11 protein-coding genes are annotated in these 11,947 nt (G+C 71.6%); 3 read left to right on the plus strand and 8 right to left on the minus strand.

Translation table 11 applies throughout. From position 1 onward, the window contains the following. Positions 1-13 precede the first annotated feature (13 nt). Complete coding sequence (locus tag AC1DXK_RS21050; RefSeq protein WP_457105292.1) at positions 14-1,801, plus strand: hypothetical protein; 1,788 nt, start codon at positions 14-16, stop codon at positions 1,799-1,801. A 3-nt stretch (positions 1,802-1,804) separates the two neighbouring features. On the opposite strand, the gene AC1DXK_RS21055 is transcribed toward AC1DXK_RS21050, so the two are convergent. From AC1DXK_RS21055 to AC1DXK_RS21085, 7 genes are all read right to left on the minus strand, one after another. Next, a complete protein-coding gene (locus AC1DXK_RS21055) occupies positions 1,805-3,034 on the minus strand; it encodes a molybdopterin molybdotransferase MoeA (RefSeq protein WP_457105291.1) in 1,230 nt (409 codons plus the stop codon). Then, a complete protein-coding gene (gene moaC, locus AC1DXK_RS21060) occupies positions 3,031-3,522 on the minus strand; it encodes a cyclic pyranopterin monophosphate synthase MoaC (RefSeq protein WP_457105290.1) in 492 nt (163 codons plus the stop codon). The genes AC1DXK_RS21055 and moaC overlap by 4 nt, the downstream gene beginning before the upstream one ends. 3 nt (positions 3,523-3,525) lie before the next feature. After that, positions 3,526-4,413 (minus strand): indole-3-glycerol phosphate synthase TrpC, encoded by an 888-nt coding sequence (gene trpC, locus AC1DXK_RS21065; protein ID WP_457105289.1) that lies wholly within the window; start codon positions 4,411-4,413, stop codon positions 3,526-3,528. Beyond that, positions 4,410-5,447: an anthranilate phosphoribosyltransferase gene (gene trpD / locus AC1DXK_RS21070; protein ID WP_457105288.1), complete on the minus strand. Its 1,038-nt coding sequence runs from the start codon at positions 5,445-5,447 to the stop codon at positions 4,410-4,412. Before trpD ends, trpC begins: the two co-directional genes overlap by 4 nt. Before the next feature lie 35 nt (positions 5,448-5,482). Beyond that, positions 5,483-6,097: an anthranilate synthase component II gene (locus tag AC1DXK_RS21075; RefSeq protein ID WP_457105309.1), complete on the minus strand. Its 615-nt coding sequence runs from the start codon at positions 6,095-6,097 to the stop codon at positions 5,483-5,485. A gap of 146 nt (positions 6,098-6,243) precedes the next feature. Further along, positions 6,244-7,764, minus strand: coding sequence for an anthranilate synthase component I (trpE, locus tag AC1DXK_RS21080; RefSeq protein WP_457105287.1), 1,521 nt, complete (start codon positions 7,762-7,764; stop codon positions 6,244-6,246). A gap of 3 nt (positions 7,765-7,767) precedes the next feature. Further along, complete coding sequence (locus tag AC1DXK_RS21085; RefSeq protein WP_457105286.1) at positions 7,768-9,669, minus strand: peptidylprolyl isomerase; 1,902 nt, start codon at positions 9,667-9,669, stop codon at positions 7,768-7,770. A gap of 187 nt (positions 9,670-9,856) precedes the next feature. Here AC1DXK_RS21085 and tpiA point away from each other — a divergent pair, with 187 nt between their 5' ends. Beyond that, complete coding sequence (gene tpiA / locus AC1DXK_RS21090) at positions 9,857-10,618, plus strand: triose-phosphate isomerase (RefSeq protein WP_457105285.1); 762 nt, start codon at positions 9,857-9,859, stop codon at positions 10,616-10,618. A gap of 105 nt (positions 10,619-10,723) precedes the next feature. On the opposite strand, the gene AC1DXK_RS21095 is transcribed toward tpiA, so the two are convergent. Further along, a complete protein-coding gene (locus AC1DXK_RS21095; protein WP_457105284.1) occupies positions 10,724-11,182 on the minus strand; it encodes a nuclear transport factor 2 family protein in 459 nt (152 codons plus the stop codon). Between the two features lie 294 nt (positions 11,183-11,476). Between AC1DXK_RS21095 and secG the strand changes: the two genes are divergently transcribed. After that, a complete protein-coding gene (secG, locus tag AC1DXK_RS21100) occupies positions 11,477-11,896 on the plus strand; it encodes a preprotein translocase subunit SecG (protein ID WP_477298955.1) in 420 nt (139 codons plus the stop codon). Positions 11,897-11,947: the final 51 nt, after the last annotated feature.

An 11,947-nucleotide genomic window follows, 5' to 3' on the forward strand; every position in this document is an offset into this window, starting at 1 on the left:
GGGTGACCCAACCATGCCGGCTACGGCACTGACGCTCTTTCCGCCGCGCGGGCGAACCGAGACCCGCACGCTCCTGTGGATCCTCGTCGCCCTCTGCCTCGCGACGATGAACGCGCCCCATGACGTCTGGGAAACGATCCGGCACCTGCGCGTCCCCGATACCGACGACGCCATGCGCCTCGTGGAGGTCCGCGACCTGCTGGCCGGCCAGGGCTGGTACGACAACGTCCAATATCGGTTCCTGGCGCCTTCGGGCGTGCCGAGCCACTGGTCGCGCCTCGTGGACGCGACGATCGCCGGAATGGTCCTTGCACTGACGCCGCTGGCAGGTCGCGCAATCGCCGAGGGGTTCACGGCCGCGCTCTGGCCCCTGCTGCTGTTCGGCGTCTACGGCTGGGTGCTCTATCGCGGCATCCGGCACAGTTTCGGTAGTCGTGCCGCGCTCCTGGGCCTGATTGCGGCGACCCAGACCTATGGGGTCACCATCCAGTTCCAGGCGGGCCGGGTCGACCACCACAATGTCCAGATCCTTGCGCTCTTGGGGCTCGCCTTCTGCATGATCGGCGGCGGCGTCCGGAGAGGCCTGATCGGCGGCATCCTGGCTGCCGTATCGCTGGCGGTCGGGCTCGAAGGTCTGCCCTTCGTCGCCCTGGCCGCGCTCTATCTCGTCGGCGACTGGTGCCTTCGCGGACGGCCCGCTCTGCCACTTCTGGCGGGTTTCGGCATCGGGCTCGGGGCGGCGGCGCCCGCCTTGTTCGCCCTGCAGACCGCGCCCGCCCTCTGGGCGACGTCACGGTGCGACGCTCTCTCCCTCCCGTGGCTTTGGCTTGCTGTCGGCGGTCTCGCCTTCGCCGTCGGAGCCGCGGCAGCGCGCCGTCGTCTGGAGACCCTCGGTGCGCGCGCGGCCCTCACTGGGATCACCGGCGCCCTGCTGATTGCGGGGTTCGCCGCCGCCTTCCCGACCTGCCTCGACGGCCCCTTCCCCGACATGCCGCCCCTGGTGCGCGATCATTGGCTGCTCACGGTCAACGAGATGGCGCCGCTGGCGAAGTTTGTGACGCAGGGGCAGTGGGAGGCCCTGGTTTTCTATCCGGTGCTACTGCTGGCAAGCCTCACCGCGGCCTGGATGGCATTGCGCGGGCCGGAGCGCCGGGCGTGGTCGGTGGTGGCGTTGTTCCTCTGGCCGGGCCTGATCCTCGGCCTCGTCCAGTTCCGCGGCCTCTACATCGCCTCCGGCTTCGTGCCGCTGGTGGCCGGTATCGTGCTCGATCGCGCCTTGGCGGCCGCCGCCCTGCCGGGAGCCGGAATCGGACGTTGGGGGCACGCCCTCCTCGGCGCCGGGCTGGTGAGCAGCCTCTGGATGGTCCCGGCGATCGTGGCCGCGGCCTGCGCGCCCGACCTCCGCACCGCGCCCGACCCGGCCCAGGCCGCCGCCTGCCTCGGCGATCCCGCCGTTCGGCCCCTGGCGGGACTGGCCGAGGGCACCGTGCTGGCGCCGATCTTCCTGGGTCCATCGATCCTGCTGCGCACGCCGCACCGAATCGTCGCCGCGCCCTACCACCGGGCCATCCCGGGCCTCACCGCGGCCATCGAGGGCCTCGGCGGCACGGAGGCCGACCTGAACCGGGTGCTGAGCGCCTTCCGGGTCGACTACCTCGTCACCTGCCCGGCGCGGCCGGCCGACAACCTCCAGGCCGAGACGGCCTTCGCGACCCGGCTCATGCGCGGCGCGGTCCGCAGCGACCGTCTGGTGCCGCTCGACGTGCCCGGTCCGCTGAAGGCCTGGCGGGTGGTGCGCTGAGGATCAGAGCAGGCGGCGGTCGAGGCGGATGATCCGGCAGGGATCGCCCGCGGCCGCCGCCGGCGCCTGCGGCTCGCGGATCAGCAGGGCCTCGGAGCGGCCGAGCACCGCGAGCATCGAGGAATCCTGCCGCTGCTCGGGCGTCGCCACCGGCAGCCGGCCCGGCGCGGAGTCGAGTTGCGCCCGCATGTAGTCGGCCCGGCCGTCGTTGGCCGGGAGGTCGCGGCCGAGCGTGGCCGGCTCGCTGCGGTCGGCGCCGGCCTGCGGATCGCCGAGAAGGGCGCGGATGGCCGGGACCACGAAGAGCAGGCCGCAGACGATGGACGAGACCGGATTGCCCGGTAATCCGATCACCAGCATGTCCCCGAGCCGGCCGTGCATCAGGGGCTTGCCCGGCCGAAGGGCGACACGCCAGAATCCCAGGTCGATCCCCTCCCTGGCGAGCGCGGCCTGGACCAGATCGTGATCGCCGACGGAGGCCCCGCCCAGGGTGATGAGCAGGTCGGCCCGTGCGGCACGGGCGCGCCGGAACGCGTCGGCCAGCGCGCCGTGATCGTCGGCGGCGATGCCGAGATCGATCAGGTCGGCGCCCGCCTCCGCGGCGAGGGCGCCGAGTGCGAGGCTGTTCGAGGCGACGATCTGGTCCCAGGCCGGTTCGGCGCCGGGCTCGACCAGCTCGTCGCCGGTGGCCAAGATCGCCACGCGCGGCCTGCGCCGTACGGGCAGCCGCGGGTGCCCGGCCGCCGCGGCGAGGGCCAAGCGCCGGGCATCGAGGCTCATGCCGGCCGCGATCAGGGTGTCGCCCGCGGTGAAATCGAGCCCCGCGCGGCGGATGAACCGGTTCGGCTCAACCGGCTCCACGACTCGGACCGCGCCGTCGGCGGCAACCGCATCCTCCTGGATGAGGATCGCGTCCGCGCCGTCCGGTACCGGCGCCCCCGTGAAGATCCGCACCGTCTCGCCGGCGCCGATGCGCCCGGTGTAACCGTGTCCGGCCGCGCTGGTGCCGATCAGCCGCAGGGCCGCTCCCGCCGCGGCGGCATCGGCGCTGCGGACGGCGTAGCCGTCCATGGCGGAGGCCGGGAACGGCGGCTGCGTCCGGGTTGCTGCGATGTCGGCGGCCAGTGTCCGGCCGGCGGCCCGCGCCAGGGGCACGGTCTCAGACTCGACCGGACCGTTGACGCTCGCCAGGACCCGCGCCAGCGCGTCGGCGACCGATATCAGGCCGCTCATTCCGCCGGTGCTCGATAGGAGCCCGAGCGGCCACCGTCCTTGGCTGTGAGCCGGATGCCCTCGATCCGCATGCCGCGATCGACGGCCTTCACCATGTCGTAGACCGTCAGGCAGGCGACCGAGACGGCGGTGAGCGCCTCCATCTCGACCCCGGTCGGCCCCTGCACCCGAACCTCGGCGGCGATGCGCAGGCCGGGCAGCGCGTCGTCAGGCTCGCACTCCACCCGCACCTTGGACAACAGCAGCGGATGGCACAGGGGAATCAGCTCGTGCGTGCGCTTCGCGGCCATGATCCCGGCGAGGCGGGCCGTGCCGATCACGTCGCCCTTCTTGGCGTCACCCTCGCGGATCAACGCCAGGGTCGCGGGCTGCATCACGATCTGCCCCTCCGCCCGGGCGGTCCGGTCGGTGGCCGGCTTGTCGGTGACGTCGACCATGTTGGCCGCGCCGCTCGTGTCGAGATGGGTCAGCGTCGAGCCCGGCCGCATCGCTCAGGCCTTCTTCCGCGGCTTGCCGCCCTTGACTTCGGCATCGCCGAACAGCAGGGCACGAGCCGCCTCCGCGACGTCCGGCTGGCGCATCAGGCTCTCCCCGACCAGCACCACCCCGAGACCGTTCTGCCGGAGACGGACCACGTCGGCATGGTCGCCGATGCCGCTCTCCGCCACGGCGATGCGGTCGGTCGGGATCCCGGGCGCAAGGCGGATCGCGGTCTCGAACGAGACGTCGAAGGTCTTCAGGTTGCGGTTGTTGATGCCGATCAGCGCCGTGCCGAGGGGAATGGCCCGCGCCAGCTCGGCAGCGTCGTGCACCTCGACGAGGACGTCCATCCCGAGGAGGTGCGCCGTCTCCACGAGGGCGACGGCCTCGTCGTCATCGAGGCAGGCCATGATGACCAGGATACAGTCGGCGCCCCAGGCCCGGGCCTCGTAGACCTGATAGGGCTCGAACAGGAAGTCCTTGCGCAGGACCGGCAAGCCGCACGCCGCGCGGGCCGCGGTCAGGTATTCCGGCCGACCCTGGAAGGAGGGCTCGTCGGTGAGCACCGAAAGGCAGGTCGCGCCACCGGCTTCGTAGGCATGGGCCAGGCGGGCCGGATCGAAGTCGGCGCGAATCAGGCCCTTCGAGGGCGACGCCTTCTTCACCTCGGCTATGAGCGCCGGACGGTCCTCGGCGAGGTGGGCGCGGATCGCCGCCGCGAAGCCGCGGACGGGCTCGGCCTGGGCGACCCGGCGCTCAAGCTTGGCGAGCGGCACGCGCAGCTTCGCCTCGGCGATCTCGCGGCGCTTGTAGGCCTCGATCCGGGCGAGGACGTTCGGGCGCTCGGAGGCGGCCGCGGAGACGGCGTCCTGCGTCGCCTCGTGCGTCAGCGAAGTCATCGGCCCTCCTGCCCGTTGGAGTGGTCGTTCGAGGCCCGGACAAGGCGGGCGAGCGTCGCCCGCGCTGCCCCGGAATCGATCGCATCCTGCGCCTGCGCGAGACCGTCCGCCAGGGCCGGTGCGGCCCCCGCGACGACGAGTGCCGCAGCCGCATTGAGAACCGCGATGTCCCGGTAGGCGTTGCGTGCCCCCGCCAGGACGTCGTCCAGAGCCCGCGCATTGTCCGCGGGATCGCCGCCGCGCAGGTCTCCGGGCGCGTGCAGGGCCAACCCGAGTTCCCGCGGATCGATGGTGAAGCGCGAGATCCGTCCCGCGTCCAGGGCGACCACCCGAGTCGGCCCCGTGACGGTGATCTCGTCGAGACCGTCGGACCCGTGGACGGTCCAGACCCGGCGGCTGCCGAGTTCCGCGAGGACGCGCGTGAGCGGCTCGGCGAGCGCCTCCTGGGCGACGCCGAACAGCTGGTACCCGACCCCCGCCGGATTGCTGAGCGGACCCAGCAGGTTGAAGATCGTCCGCACAGGCAGCTCCGAGCGGACGGCGGCCACGTGGCGCATCGCCGGGTGATGCGCCTGCGCGAACAGGAAGCAGAGGCCCGCCTCGGCGAGACAGCGCGCCTGTCCGGCGGCGTCGAGGCCGAGCCGCACGCCGAGGGCCGCGAGCACGTCGGCGGCACCGGAGCGCGAGGTCGCGGCGCGGTTGCCGTGCTTGGCCACGGGAACCCCGCAGGCGGCGACGACGATCGCGGCCAACGTCGAGACGTTCACGCTGCCGGAATGATCGCCGCCGGTCCCGACGACGTCGATCGCCCCCGCCGGGGCGTCGACGCGGGTCATGCGGGCGCGCATGGCCTCGGCGGCGCCGACGATCTCCTCGACGGTCTCGCCGCGCACCTTCAGGGCGGTCAGGAAGGCGCCGGCCTGGACCGGCGTCACCTCGCCCGACAACAGGTCGTCGAAGGCGGCGCGGGCCTCGGCGCGGTCGAGGGCGAGGCCCCCGGCGACCTTCGCGAGATGGGGTCTGAAACTGTCCATGGGTTCTGACGGAGGGCCGCCCCGGCCTCCCGGCGTCAATGCACGTCGGGCCGCGTCCTGTCACGCCCCACGTTCCACGCGGCGGCGAGATCCAGGAAGTTCTTGACGATCTCCGTGCCGTGTTGCGACCGGATGCTCTCCGGATGGAACTGGACGCCGTGGAGCGGGCGCTCGGCGTGCTCGAGGCCCATGATCAGCCCGTCGGCCTCGGCGGTGACCCGCAGCGACGCCGGGCAGGTCGCGCGATCGACGACGAGGGAATGGTAGCGCGTCGCCTCGAAGCTGTCGTTGAGGCCGCGGAACAGGCCGCTTGCGCCGTGGCGGATCGTCGAGACCTTGCCGTGCAGGGGCAGCGGCGCCCGCACCACGTCGCCTCCGAACGCCTGCCCGATCGCCTGCAGGCCGAGGCACACGCCGAAGATCGGGATGTCCTCGGAGAGTTCGCGGACCACGTCGAGGCAGATCCCCGCTTCGTTCGGTGTGCAGGGTCCGGGTGACAGCACGATTGCATCCGGCGCCTTCGCGCGGATCTCGGGGATCGTGAGGGCGTCGTTGCGCGCAACCTCGATCGCGCCGCAGAGCGGGCCGATCAGATGGACGAGATTCCAGGTGAAGGAATCGTAGTTGTCGATGACGAGGACGTTGGACATCGCGGCGGCACGCTCGGACATGCAGGCGATGTGACCGCTCGCGGCGAGGCGGTCAACCGTGTGCCCCGTCGGGTCATGAATCCGGGCCATCAATCCGGACCGGGATCACCGGACCGGATCGGCGATCCCGGTCGCGGACGGGCGCGCTATTGTCCCCGCTTGGCCTGCGCGGCGAAGCGCACCGCCTCCTCGGCGGCGCGGAACAGCGCCTTGGCCTTGTTCACGCATTCCTGCTGCTCTGAGGCCGGATCGGAATCGGAGACGATCCCCGCGCCGGCCTGGACGTGCATCTGCCCGTCCTTCACCACGGCGGTTCGCAGGACGATGCAGGTATCCATCTCGCCGCGCGCGCCGAAATAGCCGATGCAGCCGGCATACGGCCCGCGCTTCTCCCGCTCCAGCTCGTCGATGATCTCCATCGCCCGCACCTTGGGAGCCCCGGAGACCGTCCCGGCCGGGAAGCCGGCCGCCAGCGCGTCCAGGGGATCGTGGCGCGGGTCGAGGTCGCCCTCGACGTTCGACACGATGTGCATGACGTGGCTGTAGCGCTCGATGAAGAACGAGTCCGTCACCCGCACGCTGCCGATCCGCGAGACACGGCCGGCATCGTTGCGGCCGAGGTCGAGCAGCATCAGATGCTCGGCCCGCTCCTTCGGATCGGCGAGGAGTTCGTCGGCCAGGGCGGCGTCCTCGGCCGGGGTGGCGCCGCGGCGGCGGGTCCCGGCGATGGGTCGGACCGTCACGGTACCCTCCCGCACCCGCACCAGGATCTCCGGTGAGGAACAGACGATCTGGAAGGCCTCGAAATCGAGATAGCAGAGGAACGGCGCCGGATTCGTGCGCCGGAGCGAGCGGTACAGGCTGAAGGCCGGCAGCGTGAACGGCGCCGAGAAGCGCTGGGACAGCACCACCTGGAAGACGTCGCCCGCGACGATGTACTCCTTGGCGCGCGCCACCATGGCGAAGAAATCGTCCGGCGGCGTGTTCGAGACCGGCTCGGGATAGGCGACCGCGGCCAGGTCGACCCGCGCCTCGATCGGGAGGGGGCCTTCGAGGGCGGCCGCGACGCGGTCGAGGCGCTGGAGCGCGTCCTCGTAGGCCGCCCGGGCCGCGACGCCATCCGCGGGCCGCACCGGCGAGACGACGGTGATCAGGTCGCGGATCGAGTCGAACACGACCATGACCCGCGGGCGCATCAGGATCGCGTCCGGAACGCCGAGGGGATCCGGGTTCGGCTCCGGCAACCGCTCCATGGCGCGGACCATGTCGTAGCCGAGATATCCGAACAGGCCGGCCGCCATCGGCGGCAGGTCCTGATCGTCCGGGTCACCGATCGCGCTCTCGGCGATCAGCGCCCGCAGGCTCGCCAGCGGCGCCCGGTCGTCGGGCTCGAACGCCGTGAGATCGGCGCCGCGGGCGATCGCCGGCGCGCCGTCCCGGCAGCGCCAGATCAGGTCCGGGTCGAGGCCGATCATCGAGTAGCGGCCACGCACGGCACCACCCTCGACCGATTCGAGCAGGAAGGCCGGCCCGCAATGCCCGGCGCGCAACTTGAGGAACGCCGCCACCGGCGTCTCGAGGTCGGCGACGAGGCTCACGGCGACGAGGCTCGGCTGCCCGGCCTCGTAACGCGCCGCGAAGGCCGCGAATTCGGGCTCCCCGGCCATGTGTCAGTACTCGCCGCCGATGGCGCGGCGCAGAGCCGCCGGGTCGACCTTCACCCCGGCGTTTTTCTGGACCTCGCCGATGTACTGGGACAGCACGTCGTCGGCGAGGGCGGCCTGGAAGTTCTGCGTGATCTGCTTGTCGCTCGGGCTGTCGGCCACGAAGGCCGGTACCGTCGCCGCCGTGACCTTGAACACCGCGCGCGAATCGCCGGCCGCCGCCGTACCGGCCTTGCCGACCGGTGTCGCGAAGATCAGGTTCACGTCGTCCGCGCTCAGCATGTCCCGCGCTTGGTTGCGCGACAGGTTCTGCGCCTCCTGCAGATTGACGCCGACCTCCTGGGCCACGGCCTCCAGGGTCTCGCCCTTGTTGATCTTCTCCACCAGTTCACGCCCCTTGGCCTGGAGGCGCTTGGCGATCTCCGCGGCGGTCCAGCCGGCCTTGACGCCGTCCCTGACCTCATCGAGCGGCTTGTCGTGGGCAGCGTCGATCCCGGTGACGTCGTACCAGACGTAGCCGCCGGTTTTGGTCCGCAGGGGCTCGTTGTCGCCGCCGATCTCGGCGCGGAACAGGGCCGGCAGCGTGGTGTCCGGATCGGGGATGTCGGTGACCCGCTGCCCGTCCGGTCCCTTGCCGTTCACGTCCACGGCCTTGACGGTGACGACCTTCAGCCCACGCTCCGCCGCGATGTCGGTGAGGGGCTTCGCGCCGGCCCGCTGATCCTCGATCGCATCGCGGGTGGTCTCCATGGCGTCGCGGGCACGGGCGAGGGCAAGGCCCTTGCGGATCTCGCCCTCGACCGACTCGAACGGCTTCACCGTGCCGGGCTTGATCTTGGTCACCCGCAGCAGCACGGTCCCGAATCGGCCCTGGACCGGCTGGCTCACACCGTTCTCCGGCAGCGCGAAGGCGGCATCGGCCACGGCCTTGTCGAACAGCTCGCTCTTGGTCAGCGTGCCGAGGGTCAGGTCCTTGTCGTCGGTGCCGCGCTCCGCCGCCACCGCATCGAAGGTCTTCGAACCGTCCGTGATCGCCTTGCGCGCCGCCTCGGCGGCGGCGGCGTCGGGGAACACGATCTGCTGGATGGTGCGCTTCTCCGGCGCGCCGTACCGGTCCTTGTTGAGGGCGTAGGCCGCGCGGGCGTCGGCGTCGGTGATCGCCTCCGGCTTGGCCAACGCCTCCGGCTCGACCACGAGCAGGTTCGCCGCACGGAACTCGGGCGCCCGGAAACCGGACTTGTTGGCGTCGTACCAGGTCTTCAGCTCGTCGTCGGTGGGGTCCGGAATCTGGCCGGCCGTCGAGGGGGTCAGCATCAGGTAGGACACCCCGCGGCGCTCGGTCGTGTAGCGGTGGACGGCCTCGCGCAGCGCCACCGGGACGTGCAGGTCGGAGGACACGGCCTCGGCCAGCTGGAGCCGGGCGATGACGGAGCGCTGCTCGCGCACGAACATCCCCTCGTTCAGGCCCGCACGCTGCAGGGTCTGATAGAAGAGCTGGGGCTCGAACTGGCCCTGCTGGTTCTGGAAGCTCTTCTCCTCGTGGATCGCCTTGATCACAGCGGAATCCGGGACCGCCAAGCCCAGATCGTGGGTCTTCTGGTCGAGGGCGGCCTCGGTGATCAGCTGGGACATCACCTGCCGGTCGAGACCGAGCATCCGCGCCTGATCGGGCGTGATCGCACGCTTGAGCTGCGTCTGATAGCGCTGCAGCTGGTTCTGGTAGGCCTGCCGGACCTGCTCGGCGGTGATCGGCGTCTTTCCGACGGTGGCCACTTGGTTGCTCGCGCCGCCGCGGAAGAACTCCTCGACGCCGAAGATCCCGACGCCGGCGATCAGCAGCGTGAAGATGATCGTCAAGACGATCTTGCCGAGCCAGTGCTGGCTGGCGTTGCGGATGCCCTGAAGCATGGTCTGTGATCGAGTACCTTCGGCGGCCGTCCCGTCGCCGGGGCGGCGCTGTTCCTGAGAGCCGACCGCGATAGACCATTCGCGTCCACAGGCAAAGGCTCGGCGGCTCCGGCCCGTTTGCACGCCCAAGCTCGCTCTGGTAGGCCCCGGCAACTTCGAGACAGGCCGCGGCGGAGCGAGGACAGGCATGACGCAGTCGGGGCGGAGACCGCTGGTCGCCGGCAACTGGAAGATGAACGGCACGCGGACCTCGATCCAGGTGGTCGAGGCGATTCGCGACGCGCTGTCTCCGGATCTCGCATCACGGATCGACGTGCTGATCTGTCCGCCCGCGACGCTGATCAGTTCCTGCGTCGCCGCGGCGGCCGGCTCTCCGATCGCGATTGGCGGCCAGAACCTGCACGCCCGCCCGAGCGGCGCTTTCACGGGCTCGATCTCGGCCGAGATGCTCGCCGATCTGGGGGCGCAATACGTGATCGTCGGCCATTCCGAGCGCCGCGCCTACCACCACGAGACCGATGACGGCGTCCACGCCAAGGCGCTCGGCGCCCGCCGCGCGGGCCTGTGCGGGATCATCTGCGTCGGCGAGACCATCGAGGAGCGCGAGCAGGGCCGCGCACTGGATATCGTCCGCGCCCAGCTCGCCATCGGCCTGCCGAAGGGCGCCACGGCCGCCGACACGGTGATCGCCTACGAACCCGTGTGGGCGATCGGCTCGGGCCGGACCCCGACGCCGCGCGACATCGCCGAGGTCCACGCCTCGCTGCGGGAGATGCTCGACAAGCTCGTCGGCGAGGAGGCGCAGAAGATCCGCATCCTCTACGGCGGCTCGGTGAAGCCCGGGAATGCCCGCGAGCTCCTGTCGGTGGACAACGTCGACGGCGCGCTCGTCGGGGGTGCGAGCCTCGTGGCCGAGGACTTCCTGGGGATCTGCGCCGCCTACCGGTAAGCGTCGATCCGAGACTTCGGCCGGCGCGACACCGCAGATCGGTCCCCCGCGCCGGGATCGACGTCGCGCCCTTCGAAAGCGCGTCCCGATCGAGCGCCCATGCGCTCAGAGCTTGAAGGCCTGTCGCGCCAGCAGCCGCCAGCGCGCGCCGTCCCGGTGCCAGACCTGCATCACGCCGATATGCACCGGCGCCGACTTGCCGTTCGTGACGGCCTCGCCGGTGAAGACATGACGGGCGATGGCGTCGTCCCCGACGACGGAGACCGACCTGTCGGACAGGGTGATGCTCGGGAACGTCGCGCGCTTGGTGGCGAGGGGCTCGATGAACGCCGCCTTGTTCTGGACCACGCCGCTGGAATGACCGTAGCTCAGGCCCTCATGGGTCAGCGAATCGAGCGCCGCGCCGTCACCGGAGAGCAGGGCCTTGGTCAACGCGTCGACGGCGGCCTCGACGGCGTCGCCGTCCTGATTGGCGGCGAGGCCCGGATGCGCCCGCAAAAGGACGGGTGCGGCAAGGGCGGCGGCAAGGGCGGCGGCGAGCGCCGAACGGCGTGACACGGACATGAGGCCTCCCGGAACGGGGCGGCACGTTCGCTCGGCCGCCCTCGGCGGCCGAAAGAGCACGGCGCGCTTCCGATGGCGAGGCCCGCGCCCGACAGCGCGCCGCCGGCGTCAGGTTGGCGGCGGCGGGCGGGTGGTGTATGGCCCTGGCGGAATTCAGGCCGACCGATCCGCGGGTCGCCGACGCCGACCCTCTCGCCAGGGGCCGCGCCGGTGGCTTTAGGGCTTCGGCCGCTGGGCGCCCGCCTCCCGGTCAATATCCCGGCGCGCGACGCGGAAGTAGATCTCGGAACACCGATGCAGACCGTCCTGATCGTCGTCCACCTCATCATCGTGCTCGCGCTGATCGGCGTCGTGCTGCTCCAGCGCTCCGAGGGCGGGTTGGGGCTCGGCGGCGGCGGAAGCGGCGGCGTGGCCGGCTTCATGACCGGCCGGGGCCAGGCCAACGCCCTGACGCGGGCGACCGCGATCCTGGCGGCGCTGTTCTTCACCACAAGCCTGGTGCTCGCCATCCTGTCGCATCGGTCGCAGGCGCCGAAGTCGATCCTCGATAGCGGCGCGCCGCAGACGGCGGGTCAGCCCGCCAAGCAGCCGACCGGCGCCGACAASCTGCTCGACACCCTGCGCCAGCAGCAGGACCGGGCGCCGGCCACGGCACCGGCCCAGCCGGCCGCTCCCGCCCAGCCGGCGGTTCCGGACGCGCCGCAGTCGCGCTGACGGCGCGCGCCGGTCGCGGCGCAGCGTCTCACCCTTGCCCAGCCGGACCGG

The organism is Methylobacterium sp. P3_A11, assembly GCF_056403155.1.

Bases quoted from the DNA above. Each gene is read 5' to 3' on its own strand.
- AC1DXK_RS21095 (WP_457105284.1), bottom strand. From the start codon at position 11,182: ATGTCCGTGTCACGCCGTTCGGCGCTCGCCGCCGCCCTTGCCGCCGCC.
- trpC (WP_457105289.1), bottom strand. From the start codon at position 4,413: ATGACTTCGCTGACGCACGAGGCGACGCAGGACGCCGTCTCCGCGGCC.
- trpD (WP_457105288.1), bottom strand. From the start codon at position 5,447: ATGGACAGTTTCAGACCCCATCTCGCGAAGGTCGCCGGGGGCCTCGCC.
- AC1DXK_RS21085 (WP_457105286.1), bottom strand. From the start codon at position 9,669: ATGCTTCAGGGCATCCGCAACGCCAGCCAGCACTGGCTCGGCAAGATC.
- trpE (WP_457105287.1), bottom strand. From the start codon at position 7,764: ATGGCCGGGGAGCCCGAATTCGCGGCCTTCGCGGCGCGTTACGAGGCC.
- AC1DXK_RS21055 (WP_457105291.1), bottom strand. From the start codon at position 3,034: ATGAGCGGCCTGATATCGGTCGCCGACGCGCTGGCGCGGGTCCTGGCG.
- AC1DXK_RS21050 (WP_457105292.1), top strand. From the start codon at position 14: ATGCCGGCTACGGCACTGACGCTCTTTCCGCCGCGCGGGCGAACCGAG.
- AC1DXK_RS21075 (WP_457105309.1), bottom strand. From the start codon at position 6,097: ATGTCCAACGTCCTCGTCATCGACAACTACGATTCCTTCACCTGGAAT.
- moaC (WP_457105290.1), bottom strand. From the start codon at position 3,522: ATGCGGCCGGGCTCGACGCTGACCCATCTCGACACGAGCGGCGCGGCC.
- tpiA (WP_457105285.1), top strand. From the start codon at position 9,857: ATGACGCAGTCGGGGCGGAGACCGCTGGTCGCCGGCAACTGGAAGATG.